Below are 19,569 nucleotides of genomic sequence, written 5' to 3'. Positions count from 1 at the left end.
CATGACTCATCAGCCACCCCATGCCATGACCACCATCAATACCCTGACCGACTTCCTGACCCAGGCAGAGACCCAATTCCAGTTGTTTGATCTGGGTCGCCAGGTTCGCCCCCTCGACAGCGCCGAGTTTGTCCGCATCGAGCAGCAGGCCATTCCCTACCCCTGGCCGTTGCAGCAGCACGCCTGGCTGGGGGTGCATTTCTTTCAAGCGACCGAGGAGAAACATTACCTCTGGTTCCTCAAGTTTGCCCTCGATGAGCGAGGCCTGCTCATCTCGGCCGGCCCCAAGCATTTCATGGATCTGGTAGCCGAGACGCTGGGCTACAAACTCACCGGCGATCTGGACGATGCCACCGCCAAGCGACTGGCAGACAATCCTTACACCTTCCGCCCGGCCGAAGCCAAAATGGCCAGCCTGCATGCCAAACTGGGACGCCAGCTCGAACAGGCACCCTCCAGTTATTATCAGGGTCTGTGCCACTATCTGGTTGCGCCTGGGCAGGATGGCTGGCAACAACTTGGCCTGCAGGGCTTTGCCGACTTCGCCGAGCGCTTGCAGCAAGAGAGCAATCTGGCACTGGTGTGCAAAGCCATGGCACGCCTGCCCAATGAGCCGCTTCATGCCCTGTGCCAGAGTCTGGAGAGTGCAGCCCTGCCACCGGCGCTGCAAGGGGCCCTGCTCGAGCGCCTTGGCAAGGAGCAGGAGTGCGCCTCTCCTGATCCCGAGACCCTGGCCTACCTGTGCCGCGCCTTCGCCGCCACCCCCGCTAACCAGGCACGTACCAACAAGTTGCTGACCCTGCTGGAGACCCAGCCCAGCCCCAGCCTGCTGCTCGCCATTGCCGGACGGCTCTGGCCAGATCTGCAACACGGTCCGCTGCTCGATCTCTTTTTGGAGCAGTTGGCGCAGCAACCGACCCCCTTCTTCAATCAGGTCTTCGCCGAGCTGGTCACCCTGCCACTGCTGCGTCCCCAGGTGCTCGCCACCCTGCGCAGCCCGGATCGCAGCCCGGCGCTGAGCCGCGCTATCGGTCGCCTGTTCAACGCAAACTGACCCGACATCAAGGAGCCTGTCCATGGAAGAAATGCTCTGGATCATACTGCTGGTCTGTCTGGCCAGCGCGTTTTGGCAGCAGCGGCGTCAGGCCGAGCTGGCCTGGCAATACCTGAGGCGCTACTGCAGGCAGCATGAGTTGCAGCTTCTGTCGGTGGCTCGCAGCCACAGGCGGCTTGCCCGCAGACCATTGCGTCTGCTCACCTGCTACGAGTTTGAATTCAGCAGCGATGGCGAGAGCCACTATCTTGGCACCCTCACCATGCAAGGGCTCAATGTGGCCGGGATTGATATCCCCCCGCACCGGCTGCCAGGCGGCGGATGAAATGCGTGACCTGCCAGGGGAAAGCGTCTGTTACCAGTGCCGGAGACTGGCACCAGACACTGTCCCTGGGTACGCAAGAGCCAATAAGAGAAGCGGGCTGTCTATAATCTAGGAGTTTATTCAAGGAGAAAGACAATGGACCCCATGGTACATGACATGCCTGCCCTCTTCGCCCAGCTGGGTCTGGCCAACGACGCGGCCAGTCTGAGCCGCTTCATTGACAACCACTCTTTGCGCGACGGCCTGGAACTGAGCGATGCCCCGTTCTGGAACGCCGCCCAGGCCAGTTTTTTGCGGGAGTCGTGGCGCGATGACGCCGTCTGGAGCGCAGCCATAGATCAACTCGATGTGCTGCTGCGCCAATGAGGCCCCTGTTCGCCAAGCTGCAGTCAGGGTAGTCTCTGGCTGCCCAACGCCGCCAAGATGGGACCTTGGCATGCCTGCCCCGTGAGAGAGAACCAGAGGAAGATCAATGTCATCCGCCGAGATCCACCAAATAGCCAGCGAGCTCAAAGCCCGTGGCATCACCCCCACCACCGCCATGGTCAAGGCACGCCTGAGCCAGGCCGTGCCCATGGCCGAGTTGCTAAAGAGCCTCAGTCAGTGGAAGCAGTCGCAACTCAAAGACACGAAAGACGAGCCGATGCAGTCACCCCATGACATGGATGGCACGCCCCAGTCCGACCAGGCCCCCCTGATCCATGAGCCCAGCGTGCAGAGCCTCGCGGCCCAGCTGGACAGGCTCGAGCAGAAACTGGATCGCCTGCTGACCCTCATGACCCACCCCCGCTAAACCAGGCCCAGCTCCACCCATGTATATTCTCGAACTGACTTTCGAATGCTACCGCGATACCTCCCTCGGCGAAGCCGAGCGCGCCATCGTCAACTACCTGGACATGCTGCGTTATCAGGGTCAGATCCTGGGCCGGGAGTTTCCCACCAGCATGCAACAAGGCCACTTCGTCAGCCGGGTGGTCTGTCCCGAGCAAGACAGCCTGCACCCGGATAACCAGAGTGAACAGGTCAGCCTGGCCGAACAAGGTTTGCACCAGGCCGGTCTGCTCGCCCCCAAGCTGCAACTGCTGGGAGCCGATCTGCTCTCGGATGGCACAGACCCTTGTGAGCGGCCGAGCTGGTTACTGCTCTACACCAGCTTCCTGCACAGCTGCTCACCGCTGCGCTGCGGTGATCACTTCGCCCCTGTGCCCCTCTACCGGCTACCCACCATCGCCAATGGCGATCAGAAACAGATCATCAAGTGGCAGGAAGATTGGGAGGCTTGTGACCAGTTGCAGATGAACGGATCCATTGCCGAGCATGCGGCCTTGCACGAAATTGGCGAACCTGGCAGCCGTCTGGCACGACGTGGCGCTGACTTGTGCAAGCGGCTCGAGACGATGACCGGCATCCCCGTCTATTACTATCTCTACCGCGTCGGCGGTCTGAGTGCCGCAGAAGAGCGCGCGCGCGCCTGCCCGGGCTGTGGGGGTGACTGGGCCTTGCCGGCCCCCCTGCACGAGATCTTCGACTTCCAGTGCAAGCCTTGCCGGCTGATCTCCAATATCTCCTGGGACTTCAAGGACTAATGCGTGGCGGCCCCGGGCATGGCAACCCTTATCCTCTCTGAAATGACAAGGGCGCCCTTATCGGGCGCCCTTGTCATTTCAGTCGGTTTGAAGACGCTAATCCGGCAAGGTTGCCAACCTGGCCAGAAAGTGCGGTAAAGAGGGGGCCAGCACCAGACGACGACCGCTGTCCAACCACTCCAGCCACACTTGCCCCGTCTCGTTATCCAGGGAGATAAGCGTCATCTCATTGCGGGTCGTGGCGATAAAGAGCGATGGTGAGCGCTTGAGTTTGCGCAGCATCAGCAGGTGACCTATCAGATTCTCGCGCAGCAGATCGAGATCCTGTTCATTCCAAGGCAGGATCAGCTCAAGCCTTAACCCTTTGAACAGACAAGGCAGTGGACGGCTGAACCAGTGACCAAACCACAGCTTGGCGCTCGGGTGCAGCTCCAGCTCCAAGGCGCCTTCCAGAGCGGTGAAATCGGCAGCATCAGGGCGAGCGTGGGGGCGCCAGGCGACCAAGCCGCCATTGGGTTCACTCAGCTCGCAAGGAGAGCGCCAATCCGCCTCCCACCGACACAAGGGCAGACCCCGTCTCGCCTCACCCTCACGTTGCCAGCGCGAAAAAAAATGCGTCAGGGCAGACAAGACTTGATCCGACATCGAAATTCCTCACAATTAGCGACAACATTCGCTATTGCACCATCAATCCCATGAGCAAACAAGACAGATACGCCAACGCCCTGCAGGGGCTGAGCCTGGGCCAGCAGTCCGCCTACATCAGCCAATACAGTCCCTCCTTGCTGCAACCCGTGCCCCGCAGTCTGAACCGGGACGATCTGGCCCTGCAGGACCCCCTGCCATTCCAAGGCGCCGACATCTGGACCCTGTACGAACTCTCCTGGCTCAACGACAAGGGAAAACCTGTGGTGGCACTGGGTGAGATCAGCGTGCCCGCCACCAGTTTGAATCTGATCGAGTCCAAGTCGTTCAAACTCTATCTCAACTCCTTTAACCAGACCCGCTGCACCAGCCTGGCGGCGGTACGTGAGCTGCTGGCCAAAGACCTGAGCGCCTGTGCTGGTGCCGAGGTAGCCGTGACCCTCTATCCCCTGGGGCAGGCACCACACCAGATAGTTGACTTGCCAGGAGAGTGCATCGATGAGCTAGATATCGAGGTCGACAACTATGAGTTCGATGCCGATCTGCTCGCCGGGGCCGCCGGCCAAGATGAGGTAGAGGAGACCCTGCACAGTCACCTGCTCAAGTCCAACTGCCTGGTCACCAGCCAACCGGACTGGGGCTCGGTGGTCATCCACTACCGGGGCCCACGCCTGGACCGGGAGAAGTTGCTGCGCTACCTCATCTCGTTTCGCCAGCACAACGAGTTCCACGAGCAGTGCATCGAGCGAATTTTCACCGACCTCAAACACCATTGTGCCCCGGAGAAACTCACCGTCTATGCCCGTTATACCCGCCGTGGCGGCCTGGATATCAACCCGTTCCGCAGTGACTGGGAAGAACCAAGTGAGAACCTTCGCCTGATCCGTCAGTAAACTCTGGACTCACGGGGGGGGGCTTGGATAACATGCCCTCACTCCCGTGCGGCCCTTAATCTAATGAATCAACTGTTTTTTCTGGCAATGATGATGTCCTCCCTGTCGGCTCCCAATGTGGATCTGACCAAGGATCAATTGTCTATCGATCTGCAACAGGCTCAGACCCTGGTGTTGAGCGATCCGGCCAGATGCGTAGAGATCACCTCAGCCTTCCTGGTCCGCACCGCCAATAACCCCAAGCAAATCATCAATAATCGCCAAGATTACGGCTACCGCGAACCCATTCTCAGCTTCGGTACCATCGCCCAGGCGACCGGCGCCCACCTGCTCAAGGGCGAGTGCCTGATCCAGCTCGCTCAACACAACATGGCGGATCAGGAGCTTCAACAGGCCCTCGCCCTGGCGAACAAGGAGAAGCAGCCCGAGCTGCAAGCCCAAACCCTCTATCTGATGCTGCGCAACAAGGAGCTGCTCGACAGTGGCCACGATTATGCCCCCCTGCGCGCCCAACTCGATCAGCTGCTCGGCGAAACCGCTCTCAAGAACAGTCCGCTCCAGGTCTATAGCCGGCTGCTGCTCATCACCGACCTTATCGAAGCACACCGGTTCGACGAGGCCAAGCAATGGCTCAATGAAGCGCGGCAATGGGCACGCACCATCGACGATAGCAAGGCTCAGGCCTGGGTCGATGCGGTCAGCGGCGATCTCTATCATGCCCTCAGACAACCCCAGCTCGCGCTTGGCGACTATATTTCGGCCCAGCAGCAGGCTCGCCCCCTGGCCGACCCTCTGTTTCTCGGTCTGCTCGCCAACCAGATAGTGGATCTCTATCAGGAAGAGCAGGAGCCCCAGAAGGCATTGCAGTACGCCAACGAGGCGGCCAACTACTTCCACGCCCTTGGCAATCCCGTGCTGCTCAGCCAGGCTCTCACCGTACTGGCGCGCCTGAACCGCACCCAGGGCGACATGAACATGGCCCTGGTCTATTTCTTCAATGCCCTGGACCTGCTCGACGAAGGCAACCAGCGCATTCAGGTCGCCCAGCTCAAGTACGAAATAGGCAAAACCTATCTGCAAAGTGGCAACCTGCCCCTGGCGCGCAGCTATCTGAGCGCGGCGCGCCAGGCACACCGGGCAGAGGATGACAAGAAGCCCCTCATCGACACCCTGCTGCTGCTCGGTGAACTGCATCTCAAGCAAAAAGAGGCGGCCATCGCCATCTTGCAATTGGAGAATGCCCTGGACCTTGCCAGCCAGATCCGTGACACCGGTCGCCAGTTCGAGATCTACCGCCTGCTCTCTCTCGCTTATGAGCAGAAGGGGTATCTGCAGCAGGCTCTGGAGAGTTACAAGCGCTTCCACCTGCTGAGCGAGCAGATCAATCAGCAGCAGGTCGCGTTGGAGCAGGAGGCCATTCGCGACAACTACACCCAGGTCGAGCGTGAGCAGCAGATCAAGTCGCTGGAGCTGAGCCTGGAACACAGTCGTCATCAGCAGGAGCGCTACCTCTGGTCGAGCGTCATCACAGGCCTGCTGCTGGCCTTCTTCATCTACCTCTTCTTCACCCTCTGGTTGCGACTCAAGAGTGCCCGCCAACAGGCGCGCTTCCTGGGCGAAGCCACCCTGATGGAGCCCCGTAGCGGTCTGGCCAACTGGCAGCGCCTGATGAATCGCTGGCCCAAAGAGATGGCCAAGCGCCAGCAGCAATCGGAACGCTGGTATCTGAATGAACTGACCGAGGGGGAGTTCGATGACAAGTTGCACTACCTGCTCTTCAAGGTGCCCTTCCTGGCCAACAATCTGGAACGGCACGGTTATCAGCTAGCACGGAAGATTGAGACCTCATTCGGTGACTACGTCGCCAAGTTGACGCCCCCCGATGGCCGTATCTATGACCTGCGCGAAGGGCACTTGCTCTATGTGGTCCCCCAGCGCCATGTGGCGAACTTGCATCAGCTGGCCCGTCAACTGCTCGAGCAGCTTGCCGCCTTCCCCTGCGAGCAGCCACTCGATCGGCGCATCAGCCTCGGCATCGTCAGTCATCCATTCCTGCCCAAGGCGGCCACCGCCCTCGATCATCTCGGTCTGTTCGATGTCTGCTACCTGGCCCTGGCGGGGGCAATCCAGTTAGGTGAGAGAGCCAATCAGAGCGCTTGGTTGGAATTGGCCGCGATCGACTGCCAGCAAGCCGCATTTTTTAACGGTGATGTGTGGCAATGCTGCCTGATGGCGATTGACAAGGGGTTGGTAAAAGTAAACTCTTCTCACGACAAACAGTGGATCAACTGGCTTGGCCTGTCACGGACGAAGGGTACAGATGATCAATGACAAGATAGCGAATCGCTGGAGATCCGAGTCGACCTCGCCCGCAGAGGGCTACCCCACCTCCATGGATAATAACAAACAGGGCAGCCTGAAGAATGAATGACATCACTGCCGTTGCGGGACAATTGGCCAGACTCAGAGAGTCCCTTCAGCACAAACAGTTTGAACTCGACGAGACAGTGCTCTGCTCCCAGGCCGAGCGCAGCCGCAGCATCCAGTTTATCGCCAAACTGATGCAGGCTTGCCGTGGCCATGATCGCGAACTCGACAGCAAGCTCGCCAAACTCAAACAGAAGCTCGATGGCCAACCTGCCCTGATCGCTCTGGATCAGGATCTCGCCGCCATCGAGAAGCTGCTGCAACAGCACAGCACGGCCCTTGAGGAGTCGATCAGCCTGACCGCAGGCGCCATCGAACTCGGCTCCAGACAGCTCAAATCCCTCAAGGGTTTTCCGGAAGAGACCCGAAAGTCCCTCAAGGCATTTCTGGCCGCTCCCAATGGTTATGGCCTCAGCGATCATCAGCGCCGGGTCACGCAATTGCTGGAGTTCTATCAGCAGGCCATCAAAATCCAGCTGTTACCCGCTAACCTCCCCCCCCTCGACAGTGCTGGCCATAGCCAGGCATCCGCGAGCAAGGAGACGACCGGGGCTGAGGAGGCATCTGCCTGTCTGGATGGCAAGGTCTATAGCCGTATCGCCGATGAACTGCAGCGCCTCATTACCGAGCTCGACTTTGCCGGTGCTGTGGGTGAGAGCCTGGCGGAAATCCGCCGTCAGCTGCTGATGGGGATGGATCACAATCTGCTGGCCGAATCCTGCCTGCAGGTGATCCAACTCATCATAGAGGGCACCCGTGAAGAGCGTAAAAGCTCCCGGGCCTTCCTGACAGCCCTCAATGAGAGCCTCTCCTCGGTCCATTTCAACTTCACCGAGTCGCTGGATGAGGGACGGGCCTTGCAGCAGGCGAGCCAGACCAGCCGTGTGGCCCTGGATAACGAAGTCCAGGCTATCGATGACACCCTGACTCGCCACCACTCCTCCGAAGCGCTCAAGGATGCCATCAGCGAACACATGGCCACCATCGGCCTGTTGCTGCGGGAGCGGGAGACCATGACCGCCCGCGAACTGCACCTCATCACGCGCCTCTCCACCATGGAGGCCAAGCTGCGACTGATGAAGGAGGAGACGGCAGAGTACAAGAAGCGGCTCACCATCCAAAAGCACAAGTTGTTCCTCGACAGCCTGACCCAGGTTCATAACAGGGCGGCGCTGGACGAACGGCTAGAGCTAGAATACAAGCGCTGGCTGCGCTACCGCACCCCCCTGTGCCTGGCCATCATCGACATAGATCACTTCAAGAACATCAACGACAACTACGGCCATATGGCCGGCGACAAGGCGTTGAAGGTCGTTGCCAAGGCGTTGCAGAAATCCCTGCGCGACACCGACTTCATCGCCCGTTTCGGCGGTGAGGAGTTCGTGGTGCTGCTGCCCAACGTCAATCCGGACAAGTTCGAGACGCCCCTCGAGAATCTGCGCAAGGCGATAAAGAGCATCCCGTTCAGGTTTCGCGATGCCAGGGTCGAGATCACCATCTCCATCGGCGCCACCCTGTTCAAGGAGGGTGACCAACCCTCGGATGCCTTCGAACGGGCCGACAAGGCGCTTTACGGATCCAAGCATGGCGGCAGAGACAGGGTCAATACCGACCTCGGCTAATCTGGCTCAGTGGCCACCTGACAGAGCCTGGCATGGCGCTGTTGGCTCTGGGCCCAGCATTGTCCCGCCAAGGCCTGGTTCGGCCTGCTTGAACGTTCAAAAAAGCAACACTCGCACGGCCCCCTATTCCCCTCCCCCTTGAGTTGGCTCTACTATCAGGCGAGAGGGATGCCCAAAGGCATCCCCTCGATCCCCAGGGAAAGAGACAACGATAACAATTGAGCGAGAAGGGGAAGATCATGATCACACACATCAATCCCGTGGGCAGCATGGACCTGCTGTCCCAGCTTGAGGTAGACAGACTCAAGCAGACGGCCTCCAGCGATATCTATCAACTGTATCGCAACTGCTCGCTGGCGGTTCTGAACTCCGGTAGCCACACCGACAGCTCCAAAGAGATACTGGAGCGCTTCAAGTCCTTCGATATTCACGTGATCCGGCGCGAGCGCGGGGTCAAGCTCGAGCTGTTCAATGCCCCCGAGCACGCCTTCGTCGATGGCGAAATCATCCGCGGCATTCAGGAGCACCTCTTCTCTGTGCTGCGCGATATTCTCTATGTCTCCAACCAGATCGATGCCAACCGCCTGGTCGACTTGGCCAGCCCGAGCCACATCTCCAATCTGGTGTTCTCCATGTTACGCAACGCCAAGGCGATCCTGCCTGGTGCCGACCCCAACCTGGTGGTGTGCTGGGGCGGCCACTCCATCAACGAAATCGAATACCAGTACACCCGCGAGGTGGGCAGCGAGCTTGGCCTGCGTGAACTCAACATCTGTACCGGCTGCGGCCCTGGTGCCATGGAGGGCCCGATGAAGGGGGCCGCCGTGGGTCACGCCAAGCAGCGCGTTCGGTCAGGCCGCTATATCGGCCTGACCGAACCCTCCATCATTGCCGCCGAACCCCCCAACCCGATTGTCAACGAACTGGTGATCCTGCCGGACATAGAGAAACGACTCGAGGCCTTCGTGCGCCTGGGTCATGGCATCATCATCTTCCCGGGCGGAGTCGGCACCGCAGAGGAGCTGCTCTACCTGCTCGGCATCATGATGCACCCGGCCAACGAGCGCCAACCCATCCCCATCATACTGACCGGGCCCAAGGAGAGTGCCGACTATTTCCGCGCCATCGACGACTTCATCAAGGCGACCCTGGGCGAGCCTGCGACCAGCCTCTATCGCATCATAGTGGGCGATGCCACCGAGGTAGCCCGCGCCATGAAAGAAGCCATGCCGCGGATCCGTGAATACCGCAAATCGGTGGGCGATGCTTACTCCTTCAACTGGTCCCTCAAGATAGAGCCCGAGTTCCAGCTACCGTTCGAACCCAACCACGCCAACATGGCGGCACTGGACTTACATCGCAACCAGGCACCGCAGCAGCTGGCTGCGCACCTGCGCCGCGCCTTCTCGGGCATAGTGGCGGGTAACGTCAAGGAAGCGGGACTGCGAGCCATCGAGCAACATGGTCCCTTCAAGCTGCACGGCGACAAGGAGCTGATGCAGCGGATGGATACCCTGCTGGAGAGCTTCGTCAAGCAACAGCGCATGAAGCTGCCGGGAAGCCAGTACGTGCCCTGCTACGAGATAGTGCGTTGATAGCTCGCGGCTCGAGGCAGACAGAGTAAAGGGAGGGGCGCAATGGCGCCCCTCCCTTGTTACAATGGTAACTCGAGCGCGTCAGCGCCATGTCACCACCGCCGGGCCCCGAGGATCTGGCCATTCGAGAAAGCGCAACCGCTATGCCGCCTAAATCCCATCTGCTGATCATCGACGCACTTAATCTCATCCGCCGCCTCCATGCGGTGCAGGCCCAGCAATCCCTGAGCCCGGAACAGGCACTGATCGCCACCCGGGCCAACCTCATCAACACCAGCCGCAAACTGCTGGCAGCCAGCGAGCCGACCCATGTCATCGCCGTATTTGATAGTGAGCTCGATGGTGAGGTGCCAGGCTGGCGCAAGGCGCGCTACCCCGCTTACAAGGAGGGACGCACTCCCATGCCCACAGAGCTCAGGGCAGGGCTTGCCAGCCTGCAGGATGCCTTCTGGGAGTGCGGTATCGACGCCCTGCTCTCCGAAACCGACGAGGCCGATGATTTGATAGCAACCCTGGCCTGCGGCATCGCCCGCCACGGTCACAGGGCCACCATCATCTCCACCGACAAGGGGTTCTGTCAGCTCATCTGCCCGCAGATCCAGATCCGTGACTACTTCAACAAGCGCTGGCTCGATGCCGCTTTCGTCCAGCAGCAGTACGGCGTTGCGCCGGCGCAGCTGGTGGACTTCTGGGCATTGACCGGAGTCGGCGGCTCTAATATCAAGGGGGTGGCGGGCATAGGCCCCAAGGGGGCAACCCAGCTACTGCAGCACTATGGCAGCCTGGAACAGATGCTAGCGGTCGCCACCGAGGACGCGGGCAAACCCTTGCAGAAAGTGCTGGCCCAGGCCGAAGAGGCCAGGCTCGCCCAGACGCTGGTTCGCCTGCGCCTGGATATCCCGCTGGGCTTCAATCTGCAGGAGATCCGCTATTGCGCCCGCTGAGTACAAATAGGCGCAAGCATGATCGGGCTCACCTTCGCTGTTGATGAAAACCGCTAGAATGTAAAGAAACATGGTGGCAATTGGGTGAAAATGATATAAAAACCGCCGAATCCTCCCCCTCCTCGTTCCCTAGAAGTGGATTAGTTTCATGTCAAAAACCAAGATCACCGTTATTCCGGGCGACGGCATAGGCCCCAGCATCATTGAATCCGCCATCCAGATCCTGACTCATGCCGGCTGCGACTTCGAGTATGAGTATGCCGATGCGGGCCTGGTGGCCCTTGAGAAACATGGTGAGTTGCTGCCCCAATCCACGCTCGACCTGATTGAAAAGAACAAGATAAGCCTCAAGGGGCCACTCACAACCCCGGTCGGTGGCGGCTTCACCTCCATCAACGTCTCCCTGCGCAAGAAGTTTCACCTCTACGCCAATGTCCGCCCCGTCATCTCCTTCAAAGGCACCAAGAGTCGCTACGAGAACATCGACATCATCACTGTGCGGGAGAATACCGAAGGCATGTATTCGGGTGCTGGCCAGAAGCGCAGCGAAGATAATCGCAGTGCCGAGGCGATGAGCATCATCACCCGTGATGGCGCCGAGCGTATCGTCACCTTCGCCTATGAGCTGGCTCGCAAAGAGAGCCGCAAGAAGGTCACCATCGTCCACAAGGCGAACATCCTCAAATCCACCTCGGGCCTCTTCCTGGAAGTCGCACGGGAGATTTCCGCTCGCTACCCGGATATCCAGAGCGAGGAGATGATCGTCGACGCCGCCTGCATGAACCTGGTGATGTACCCGGAGCGCTTCGATGTGATGGTCACCACCAACCTGTTTGGCGATATTCTCTCGGATCTGTGCGCAGGCTTGGTCGGCGGGCTGGGCATGGCACCGGGCGCCAACATTGGCGAGGGCGCAGCCATCTTCGAGGCGGTACATGGTTCGGCCCCCGACATCGCGGGCAAGAACATCGCCAACCCAACTTCGGTGATCCTGGCCTCCATCCAGATGCTGGAATACCTTGGCATGCAAGACAAGGCAGAACAGATCCGCGAAGCGGTGCGCAGCACCATAGAAGCGGGAGAATGTGTGACCCGGGACCTGGGTGGCACGGCCTCCACCGATGAGTTCACACAAGCCATCATTGCCCGGCTATAAATGCTTTAATCCATTGATTTAAAAAGGGAGCTTCGGCTCCCTTTATTTTCTCCGGTGTATGACTTTCCCCCTGTTCTATTGGCAACTATGTTCAATAGACCAAGGATAAGGAGATCCGACATGCGAGCTATGCTGATGCTGCTACTCATAAGCAGCGGGGTAATGGCCATCGACAGACCCGTCGCACAGCGAGCCTGGAAAGAGGCGCCCGAACTAACCCCAACCAAGACCTGGCAATCCAGCCTGGACACCAATGCCCTGCTCAAAGCCCCCAAACCGCTGTCGTTCGGGGTTGATATCAGTACGGATAACCTCGGCAACAAGACCATTACCCCCTATCAGAAACTCAATCTGACACCGGAGAAGAGTGTCAGTCTCGCCTTTGAAAACTACAGACCCAGGATCAAGTTCAAGGCTGGTGGCATGAACACCGCCGTCAAATTGCGCGGGGATGGGGTCAAGATGCAATTCAACCCGACCGACAAGAAGATACCGCTGCAAGTCGAGATCAAGCTCACCGATGATGAGTCCTCCCTGCGTTTCGACTACAAGTTCTGAGCGCCATCTTGCACAAGCTGGCCGCCTAGGTAGAGCGTGTCGGGGAAAAGAAAAAGACCGGCCAAAGCCGGTCTTTTTGTATCCATCATTGCCGCTGCGGGCAAGCCGTCAGATCTTCTCTTCCAGCTTGGAGACCCAGTACTTGTTGTACACATGCACGGTGATCTCTTCGCGATCGTGATAGAGCTGTTTGGCCTGGATGACGAAGGCATTATCAATTTTCTTGAGTAGCTCGCGCAACACCTCAATGTTGTGCACAGCCTCGGCATAGCGCTTCTTCATCGGCAGCTTGAGGTTGAACATTGCCTCCTGGCAATCTCCATCCTTGAACCAGTCGGCGATCATGTGAGTCACCCGTGCCGGCTTCTCCACCATGTCGCACACCAGCCAGTAGATATTCTTCTTGCTCGGCCGCCAGACGAAACCATCATCACGCAGGTGCTTGACCTGACCCGTATCCATCAGGGACTGGGCCATGGTGCCATTATCCACCGCTGTCACCATCATGCCGCGACGCACCAACTGATGCGTCCAGCCTCCGGGACAAGCCCCCAGATCCACCGCCTTCATGCCGGAGGTAAGACGACGGGTCCACTCCTCCTTGGGCACGAACACATAGAAAGCCTCTTCCAGCTTGAGGCTGGAGCGGCTCGGTGCATCAGGCGGGCAGCGCAGACGTGGTATGCCCATATGGAATTCGGAATTGTTGAAGGAGTAGGAGTACCCCAGCAACAGGTGATCGTTGGCCATGAAGAAAGCGTGGAACACGGGACGGTTGCCCGTCTCCTTCTTGGTCAGGATCTCATTGTTGCGCAAAGCCTGGCGCAGCGGCACGGTGAACTTGCGGCAGAAGGCCGACAGCTCCTTGGCCTCATTGGTATCGGCAGTTTCCACCCGCAGATCGCCACAGATGGTGTATTCACGGGTTGCTTCCACGATGGGCGAGATCCGATCAGCCACATCCAGATCCTTCAGCTCATGGGTCACCACCAGCATCTGACGGATGAAGATAAGCTCACGGAATGGCAGCTTGCGCGCCAGCAGATCGGCCTGCTCTTCGTCATACAACTCGTATATCACATAACCGCTGTCGTCCTTGACCCGAGCAAAGCCGTAGCACTGCATGTTACCGGCACGCTCGGTGATCTCTGCCGCCGCCTCTTTCTCAAAACCGGGGCGGCAATAAAGCAGCAGATTATTCATTTTTTCCTCCAAGACGACAGCCCACCCAGATAAGGGCGGTCCATCCCAACATAAAACAGAGGCCACCGGCCGGGGTCACTAACCCAAGCCCCTTGCTGCCAAGCAGCACCATGGCATAAATACTGCCGGAGAATCCCAGGATCCCCAGCGTGAATGCAACGCCCGCCACGGTGATAGCGCGGCGGCGCGGTGCGCACCAACCCAGCATCAGCAGGGCCAGGGCGTGAAAGAACTGATACTCGACGGCGCTATGATAAGCCACCAGTCGCTCCGGACTTATCCCGGTTGCCGCCAGGCCGTGGGCTCCATAGGCCCCCAGCATAGTGGCCGTGAGACCAAAGAGGCCCGCGAGCACCAACCAGACAGGGTTAGTTCTCATCATTAACTCCTTGCAATACAACATCATGGACAGCCCCTGAGGTCTGCGCCTTGATGAAACACTGTATATGGGCCACCGCCTGAGCAAGATTCTCCGGCTCGGTGCGGCCACTGGCCTTGCGCGGCTTGAAACTGTGGTCACCATCTTGCAACCACTGCACATCGACGCAGGCGGAGAAGGGAAAATCCGCCAACTCCAAGCGGCTGCCGAAGCTGTCGCGCTCCCCTTGCAGCAGCAGAGTTGGCGTCTTTATCTGCTTGAGTATCTCACCACGCCAAGCGTCCGGCTTGGCGGGAGGGTGGAAAGGATACCCGAGAACGAACAATCCTGCAGCATTGACGTCATCGGCTATCTCGGCTGCCATGCGCCCACCCATGGATTTACCGGCGATAAAGAGCCGAGGATGGGCAAATTCGGCCACCATGGCACGCCAATGGGCCAGCAATACCGGCTGTCTGTCCGGTGGCCTGCGCTTGCCATCCTGGGCCCGCTTGCTCATATAGGGAAAATTGAAACGGATCACCTCAATATCAGGCCCCGCCAGCAATGCCGATAGCCGGGTCAGGAAATCGTGATCCATACCAGCGCCAGCACCATGGGCCAACAGCAGCCGAGCAGGGGCCTGGGCACAGCCTTCTCGGATCACCTTGTCGCAAACCAGATCAGGCATCGGCAAGCCTTGCCCGGCGGCGGGCCTCCTCTTGCTCTACCAGCTCCAGCATCCAGTCGCGAAATGCCACTATCTTGCCCTGGTCGGCTTGCTGCTCCTGGCACACCAGATAGAAGGCATTCTTGCTAACCAATACCTGCTCGAACGGGCAAATGAGGCGCCCCGCTTCGATTTCTGGCTGAGCCAGCACGCTATGACCCAGTGCCACGCCCTGACCGTGGATAGCGGCCTGGATCACCATGGTGGAGTGGCTGAAGATGGGCCCCTGATTGACGTTGGGGGCATCGATGTCGAGCTGGCGGAACCAGGCCTTCCAGTCACGGCGCGACGTATCGTGCAGCAGGGTATGACGGGTCAGATCTTCAGGCGTGCGCAGCGGCTTGGGACCGGTCAGCAACAGCGGTGAGCAGACCGGGATCAGGTATTCGGTATGCAGCTTGTCACAGCGCAACCCAGGCCAGTTGCCACGGCCATAATAGATAGCCACATCCACGTCGTCGGTGAGCGCGCCCTCGTCCATATCCACCGCCTTGATGCGCACGTCTATGTCGGGGTGACGTTCGCTAAAGCGTACCAGACGTGGCACCAGCCACTGAATGGCAAAGCTCGGCTGCAGGCTGACGGTGAGGGCCCCCTTGGCGCTGCGAGCCAGCAGCTTGTCGGTGGCCTCGGAGATGGAGGCAAAGATGTCCTTGATATCGAGGAAGTAGCCCTGCCCCTCTTCGGTCAGCAACAAGGAGCGATTCTTGCGTCGAAACAGTTTGATCCCCAGGTACTCTTCCAACGCCTTGATCTGGTGGCTGATGGCAGCCTGAGTGACGAACAGCTCTTCGGCTGCCCGGGTAAAACTTAAGTGGCGCGCCGCCGCTTCGAAAGCCTTGAGCGCATTGAGCGGGGGTAAACGACGAGACATGACACCAGCCAACGATGAGTTTTTCTAATGGACCGCATTATAATTTGTCGGTTGCGGGCCGACCAGTGAATAAACATAATTCGCTTCGCAATCCGTTGTCATATGGCTCACTTTTTCTGCCCCATGTGGTTTACATGTGCCTTATGAGTCGACGATCCGATTGTGGTGTTGTGTTTCTTCCTCTGCGGGAAGAGGGTTCAGGCCGTGAGGTGTTGACCCAGTCTGTCATCTGAATGTGTTTGGCGCCTCCTCTTGGATGGCGCCTTTTTTATTGCTGCAACAAGGGGTTGGCCCGCAGCGTGCCACGAGCCCCATCATCATACTTTGAACTGGCCCACCAACTGCTGCTGCTGATCGGCCAGGGATGCCAAGGAGCGGCTATTGTCGGCCGCGGTTGCTGCCTGTTCACGAATGCGATGGCTCACGTCGCGAATATTACTGACGTTACGATTGATCTCATCGGCCACCGTGCTCTGCTCCCCCGCCGCCCGGGCTATCTGCTCATTCATCTGGTGTATGGTACCCACCGCGTAGATGATCTGCTCGAGCACCCGCACCGAGGAATCCACCTTGTCCAGGGTCAGGCTCGCCTGACCATGGCCGCTCATGATCGCCTTGACGACCGCCTGAGTACCCGATTGCAACTGATGGATCAGAGTCTGGATCTCGACGATGGCATTCTGGGTACGACCGGCCAGGTTGCGCACTTCATCCGCCACCACGGCAAAGCCGCGGCCCTGCTCACCGGCCCGTGCCGCTTCGATGGCAGCATTGAGCGCCAGCAGGTTGGTCTGCTCGGCAATGCTCTGGATCACCGTCAGTATGTCATTGATGTTCTCGCTGTTGGCCGAGAGACGCTCCACCTCCGGCTTGGCATCGCTGATGACGGTCATCAGCCTGGCCATGGCAACCTGGGTATCGGCCACGACAAACTTGCCCTCCTGGGCGGCACTGTCCGCCTCGTCGGCCGCCGCGACCGCCGCCTTGGCATGGCCTGAGACCTGCAACGCCGTGGCACTGAGCTCCTCGAAGGCGGTAGCCACCAGATCCACTTCCTGATACTGAGCCTGCATCCCCTCGCTGGTGCTGTCGGCGACCTCGGCGGCCTGGGTGGCGCTGGCGCGAGTGCCGCCTACTGTGGTGATGATGTCACCCATGGTGATCTGCAACTTGTTGAGGAAACGGTTGAAACCATCGGCCAGCTCGCCAATCTCGTCGCTGCGCTGAATATCGATACGCTGCGTGAGATCCCCCTCCCCGGAGGCGATGTCATTGAGGCGGGCTACCACGGCGCGAATGGGCGCCACTATGCGATGAGCCATCCACCAGATAAACAACAGCGCAGCCAAGGTTATCAGGCCGCCTACCCCAAGCTGGGACCAGATGCTGCGCTTTGCCTGGGTCGTCAGCTCGCTTTGCAGCTGGCTGGCCGATGCAAGCACCACGGCCCGTGGCAGATCGATATAGATACCCCAGCGCTGGGAAGTGCCTCTCATGGTCACAGGCATGAAGCTCTGCAGAGTGCGGCCATCCTGGCTCCATTGAGTGAGCGGTTGGCCCGCATCGAGCCAGCCGGTGAGCATGCTCATCAACCCCTGAAACTGCGCACCAGGGGCCTTGCCTGGGGTGATGTCGAAACCGGCGGCACCGGCGACCCGACCACCGTGGCTGAGCAGCAGTATCCGCCCCTGGCCCTGATAGAGGGTCTGATCCATCTCGGCCACCAGGGCCTGCAGCTTGGCCAACGAGATATCCATGCCCACCATGCCGAGCAACTTGCCCTCTTCAAGCAGAGGGGTGGTCACCGAGGTCATCAACACCTCTTGATTGCCAACTTCGTCGAGATAGGGTTCGAGCAGGCAAATGCTCTGATCACGCAGGCTGCAACGATACCATTCGTTCTTGGGAGTACCAGATTCGTCCGGGCTGGCATCATTCAAGGTGGCTTCGTTCATTACCTCCAGGCTCACCTTGTCACCCACATGGGCCCAGTAGCTGGAAAAGCGCCCCTTGTCATTCGAGCCAAGGTCCGTCGATCCCTGATAGTTGGCATCCTCGCCATCGAGCTGATCGGGCTCAAAAATGGCATAGGCTCCCAACAGATTGGGAGAGTGCATGACCGCATTGTGCAGTTGCTGATTGACGGCCCCGCGCAGCGCCTCGGAGTGGATGAAGTTGTCACTGGCATTCTGGCGCTGGAACAATAGGCTCTGGGCCAGCAAGGTGGCCCGGAAATAGGCCTCGTCCAGATAGCTGGTCACCCGGGCCGACTGCTCGGATCCCATGGCTTGCATCCAGCGGGTAGCCGCGAGTTCGGCCTCTGCCGTGGTGGAGGTCATGACCTCATCCTGCATGCGGGATGCGTTGTAAAGGGAGGAGACCACCAGCGTGGCGGCACAGAGCAACAGGGAACAACCCGCAATCAGGGTAATCCGGCCCTGCACTGAGAGAGAGAACATGCGAAACATCCTTTTAATGCAGTTATCTTCAAGTTATCGGTGGCAACAACAAAAACTTAACCTCAACTGTCGAGATCCAGACTAAGTTGATTCACTTCCCCCTCCTTTGGCAAGCCCACCACTAAACCAAGGAGCCGTATGGGTTTTCCTTCCGCCCGAACCAGCCCCTCATGGAGCAGATCATGGAACAGGGGAGCCGAATACCCCCCATGGCTGCGATAGACGGTGGTCTGCTGGAAATCGGCAAACTTGAGCTTGATCCCCTGCCCCATGATCTGATCCCGCGGACAGCGTTCACCAAACCGCAGCTCCAGCTCAGGGATGAGCCGGGTCAGTACGGCCCAGCAGGCCGACTCGTCATACACATCGGCGTCCAGGGTCGTCTCCACCCCGATGCTTTTGCGCACCCGGGTCGCCTGGACCTGGCTGTCATCACGGCCCCAGATACGATCCGCCAGCATCACACCAAGCTTGCCAAAACGCCCCTTGAGATCCTCTTCCGGCAGCTGACGCGCATCTTCGCACAGGTAGAGCCCTTGCAACTCGAGCCGCTCCGCCGTCTTGCGTCCTATCCCCGGGATCTTGCCAAGGGGTAGCAGGCGCACAAAGTCGTCCACATCCTGAGGGGCAATAACAAAGAGGCCGTCCGGTTTGCGCCGCTCGCAGGCCAGCTTGGCCAGAAACTTGTTGGGGGCTACCCCGGCCGAGGCAGTCAGCCCCAGCTCACTCTGGATGGCAGCCCGGATCTGCTCGGCCATCAGGGTGGCACTGCCGCCGCAATGGGCGCTGTCGGTGACATCCAGATAGGCTTCATCCAGGGAGAGCGGCTCAACCAGCTCGGTGTAGCGGCGAAAGATGGCCTGGATCCGGGTCGAGGTCTCTTTATAAAGCGCCATGCGCCCCGGCAGCAACACCAGCGGGGGACAGAGCTTGCGTGCCAGGGCGGTCGGCATGGCGGAGCGCACCCCGAAGCGGCGTGCCACGTAGTTGCAGGTGGAGATGACGCCGCGCCTGTCGGCCGAGCCGCCGATGGCCAGCGGCACCTCGCGCAGGGCCGGGTTCTCGCGCATCTCGACGGCGGCGAAGAAGCAATCCATATCGATGTGAATAATCTTGCGCATGGCACTGTACAAATAAACA

General features: G+C 59.4%; 19 protein-coding genes. 12 read left to right on the top strand and 7 right to left on the bottom strand.

Going from position 1 to position 19,569, the window contains the following annotated elements; genetic code table 11:
• Window positions 1–25: 25 nt before the first annotated feature.
• The 5 genes from ACSMDR_RS15235 (at window position 26) to ACSMDR_RS15215 (ending at window position 2,965) form a co-directional block, all read left to right on the top strand.
• Complete coding sequence (locus ACSMDR_RS15235) at window positions 26–1,054, top strand: DUF3549 family protein (protein WP_436469333.1); 1,029 nt, start codon at window positions 26–28, stop codon at window positions 1,052–1,054.
• Between the two features lie 22 nt (window positions 1,055–1,076).
• A complete protein-coding gene (locus ACSMDR_RS15230; RefSeq protein WP_436468793.1) occupies window positions 1,077–1,379 on the top strand; it encodes a DUF3301 domain-containing protein in 303 nt (100 codons plus the stop codon).
• 135 nt (window positions 1,380–1,514) lie between these two features.
• Window positions 1,515–1,745 carry a DUF2789 domain-containing protein gene (locus ACSMDR_RS15225; protein ID WP_005892004.1) on the top strand — a complete coding sequence of 77 codons (231 nt, stop codon included), beginning with the start codon at window positions 1,515–1,517 and terminating at the stop codon, window positions 1,743–1,745.
• Between the two features lie 106 nt (window positions 1,746–1,851).
• Window positions 1,852–2,172, top strand: coding sequence for a hypothetical protein (locus tag ACSMDR_RS15220; protein WP_436468792.1), 321 nt, complete (start codon window positions 1,852–1,854; stop codon window positions 2,170–2,172).
• A 19-nt stretch (window positions 2,173–2,191) separates the two neighbouring features.
• The gene (locus ACSMDR_RS15215) at window positions 2,192–2,965 is read left to right on the top strand and encodes a Zn-ribbon-containing protein (protein ID WP_436468791.1); all 774 of its coding nucleotides are present in this window, start codon (window positions 2,192–2,194) and stop codon (window positions 2,963–2,965) included.
• Between the two features lie 96 nt (window positions 2,966–3,061).
• Here ACSMDR_RS15215 and syd read toward each other — a convergent pair whose 3' ends face one another.
• Window positions 3,062–3,610, bottom strand: coding sequence for a SecY-interacting protein (gene syd, locus ACSMDR_RS15210; RefSeq protein WP_436468790.1), 549 nt, complete (start codon window positions 3,608–3,610; stop codon window positions 3,062–3,064).
• A gap of 50 nt (window positions 3,611–3,660) precedes the next feature.
• Between syd and queF the strand changes: the two genes are divergently transcribed.
• The 7 genes from queF (at window position 3,661) to ACSMDR_RS15175 (ending at window position 12,805) form a co-directional block, all read left to right on the top strand.
• Window positions 3,661–4,503, top strand: a complete 843-nt coding sequence (gene queF, locus ACSMDR_RS15205; protein WP_436468789.1) for an NADPH-dependent 7-cyano-7-deazaguanine reductase QueF — start codon at window positions 3,661–3,663, stop codon at window positions 4,501–4,503.
• A gap of 63 nt (window positions 4,504–4,566) precedes the next feature.
• Window positions 4,567–6,834, top strand: a complete 2,268-nt coding sequence (locus ACSMDR_RS15200) for a hypothetical protein (protein ID WP_436468788.1) — start codon at window positions 4,567–4,569, stop codon at window positions 6,832–6,834.
• Window positions 6,835–6,926: 92 nt separating this feature from the next.
• Window positions 6,927–8,552 (top strand): GGDEF domain-containing protein, encoded by a 1,626-nt coding sequence (locus tag ACSMDR_RS15195; RefSeq protein ID WP_436468787.1) that lies wholly within the window; start codon window positions 6,927–6,929, stop codon window positions 8,550–8,552.
• Window positions 8,553–8,791: 239 nt separating this feature from the next.
• Window positions 8,792–10,147: a nucleotide 5'-monophosphate nucleosidase PpnN gene (ppnN, locus tag ACSMDR_RS15190; RefSeq protein ID WP_005893365.1), complete on the top strand. Its 1,356-nt coding sequence runs from the start codon at window positions 8,792–8,794 to the stop codon at window positions 10,145–10,147.
• 143 nt (window positions 10,148–10,290) lie between these two features.
• Window positions 10,291–11,091 (top strand): flap endonuclease Xni, encoded by an 801-nt coding sequence (xni, locus tag ACSMDR_RS15185; protein WP_436468786.1) that lies wholly within the window; start codon window positions 10,291–10,293, stop codon window positions 11,089–11,091.
• 148 nt (window positions 11,092–11,239) lie between these two features.
• Window positions 11,240–12,247 (top strand): isocitrate dehydrogenase, encoded by a 1,008-nt coding sequence (locus ACSMDR_RS15180; RefSeq protein WP_005893359.1) that lies wholly within the window; start codon window positions 11,240–11,242, stop codon window positions 12,245–12,247.
• Window positions 12,248–12,367: 120 nt separating this feature from the next.
• Window positions 12,368–12,805, top strand: a complete 438-nt coding sequence (locus ACSMDR_RS15175; protein WP_436468785.1) for a hypothetical protein — start codon at window positions 12,368–12,370, stop codon at window positions 12,803–12,805.
• Window positions 12,806–12,913: 108 nt separating this feature from the next.
• Here the strand turns inward: ACSMDR_RS15175 and rlmM are convergent, their stop codons facing one another.
• The 6 genes from rlmM to dinB form a co-directional block, all read right to left on the bottom strand.
• Entirely contained in the window at window positions 12,914–14,008 is a 1,095-nt protein-coding gene (rlmM, locus tag ACSMDR_RS15170; RefSeq protein ID WP_005893355.1) for a 23S rRNA (cytidine(2498)-2'-O)-methyltransferase RlmM, read from the bottom strand.
• Window positions 14,001–14,387, bottom strand: a complete 387-nt coding sequence (locus ACSMDR_RS15165; protein WP_436468784.1) for a DUF423 domain-containing protein — start codon at window positions 14,385–14,387, stop codon at window positions 14,001–14,003. The genes rlmM and ACSMDR_RS15165 overlap by 8 nt, the downstream gene beginning before the upstream one ends.
• On the bottom strand, window positions 14,377–15,057 hold the full coding sequence (locus ACSMDR_RS15160; RefSeq protein WP_436468783.1) for an alpha/beta family hydrolase: 681 nt from the start codon (window positions 15,055–15,057) through the stop codon (window positions 14,377–14,379). The genes ACSMDR_RS15165 and ACSMDR_RS15160 overlap by 11 nt, the downstream gene beginning before the upstream one ends.
• Window positions 15,050–15,970, bottom strand: a complete 921-nt coding sequence (locus ACSMDR_RS15155) for a transcriptional regulator GcvA (RefSeq protein ID WP_005893350.1) — start codon at window positions 15,968–15,970, stop codon at window positions 15,050–15,052. The genes ACSMDR_RS15160 and ACSMDR_RS15155 overlap by 8 nt, the downstream gene beginning before the upstream one ends.
• 317 nt (window positions 15,971–16,287) lie before the next feature.
• A complete protein-coding gene (locus tag ACSMDR_RS15150) occupies window positions 16,288–18,429 on the bottom strand; it encodes a methyl-accepting chemotaxis protein (protein WP_436468782.1) in 2,142 nt (713 codons plus the stop codon).
• Window positions 18,430–18,491: 62 nt separating this feature from the next.
• Window positions 18,492–19,550 (bottom strand): DNA polymerase IV, encoded by a 1,059-nt coding sequence (dinB, locus tag ACSMDR_RS15145; RefSeq protein ID WP_436468781.1) that lies wholly within the window; start codon window positions 19,548–19,550, stop codon window positions 18,492–18,494.
• Window positions 19,551–19,569 lie beyond the last annotated feature (19 nt).

Source organism: Aeromonas molluscorum (assembly GCF_051376105.1).
GTDB classification, from domain to species: domain Bacteria; phylum Pseudomonadota; class Gammaproteobacteria; order Enterobacterales; family Aeromonadaceae; genus Aeromonas; species Aeromonas molluscorum.
Note: the sequence above shows the minus strand (reverse complement) of the source record. Positions and strands in the feature narration are given on the sequence as shown.

What these genes read in the sequence shown, in the direction of transcription:
- ACSMDR_RS15180 (WP_005893359.1), top strand. Translation starts at nt 11,240, where the DNA reads ATGTCAAAAACCAAGATCACCGTTATTCCGGGCGACGGCATAGGCCCC.
- ACSMDR_RS15230 (WP_436468793.1), top strand. Translation starts at nt 1,077, where the DNA reads ATGGAAGAAATGCTCTGGATCATACTGCTGGTCTGTCTGGCCAGCGCG.
- rlmM (WP_005893355.1), bottom strand. Translation starts at nt 14,008, where the DNA reads ATGAATAATCTGCTGCTTTATTGCCGCCCCGGTTTTGAGAAAGAGGCG.
- ACSMDR_RS15175 (WP_436468785.1), top strand. Translation starts at nt 12,368, where the DNA reads ATGCGAGCTATGCTGATGCTGCTACTCATAAGCAGCGGGGTAATGGCC.
- syd (WP_436468790.1), bottom strand. Translation starts at nt 3,610, where the DNA reads ATGTCGGATCAAGTCTTGTCTGCCCTGACGCATTTTTTTTCGCGCTGG.
- ACSMDR_RS15220 (WP_436468792.1), top strand. Translation starts at nt 1,852, where the DNA reads ATGTCATCCGCCGAGATCCACCAAATAGCCAGCGAGCTCAAAGCCCGT.
- ACSMDR_RS15165 (WP_436468784.1), bottom strand. Translation starts at nt 14,387, where the DNA reads ATGAGAACTAACCCTGTCTGGTTGGTGCTCGCGGGCCTCTTTGGTCTC.
- ACSMDR_RS15160 (WP_436468783.1), bottom strand. Translation starts at nt 15,057, where the DNA reads ATGCCTGATCTGGTTTGCGACAAGGTGATCCGAGAAGGCTGTGCCCAG.
- ppnN (WP_005893365.1), top strand. Translation starts at nt 8,792, where the DNA reads ATGATCACACACATCAATCCCGTGGGCAGCATGGACCTGCTGTCCCAG.
- dinB (WP_436468781.1), bottom strand. Translation starts at nt 19,550, where the DNA reads ATGCGCAAGATTATTCACATCGATATGGATTGCTTCTTCGCCGCCGTC.
- queF (WP_436468789.1), top strand. Translation starts at nt 3,661, where the DNA reads ATGAGCAAACAAGACAGATACGCCAACGCCCTGCAGGGGCTGAGCCTG.
- ACSMDR_RS15150 (WP_436468782.1), bottom strand. Translation starts at nt 18,429, where the DNA reads ATGTTCTCTCTCTCAGTGCAGGGCCGGATTACCCTGATTGCGGGTTGT.
- ACSMDR_RS15200 (WP_436468788.1), top strand. Translation starts at nt 4,567, where the DNA reads ATGAATCAACTGTTTTTTCTGGCAATGATGATGTCCTCCCTGTCGGCT.
- ACSMDR_RS15215 (WP_436468791.1), top strand. Translation starts at nt 2,192, where the DNA reads ATGTATATTCTCGAACTGACTTTCGAATGCTACCGCGATACCTCCCTC.
- xni (WP_436468786.1), top strand. Translation starts at nt 10,291, where the DNA reads ATGCCGCCTAAATCCCATCTGCTGATCATCGACGCACTTAATCTCATC.
- ACSMDR_RS15225 (WP_005892004.1), top strand. Translation starts at nt 1,515, where the DNA reads ATGGACCCCATGGTACATGACATGCCTGCCCTCTTCGCCCAGCTGGGT.
- ACSMDR_RS15155 (WP_005893350.1), bottom strand. Translation starts at nt 15,970, where the DNA reads ATGTCTCGTCGTTTACCCCCGCTCAATGCGCTCAAGGCTTTCGAAGCG.
- ACSMDR_RS15235 (WP_436469333.1), top strand. Translation starts at nt 26, where the DNA reads ATGACCACCATCAATACCCTGACCGACTTCCTGACCCAGGCAGAGACC.
- ACSMDR_RS15195 (WP_436468787.1), top strand. Translation starts at nt 6,927, where the DNA reads ATGAATGACATCACTGCCGTTGCGGGACAATTGGCCAGACTCAGAGAG.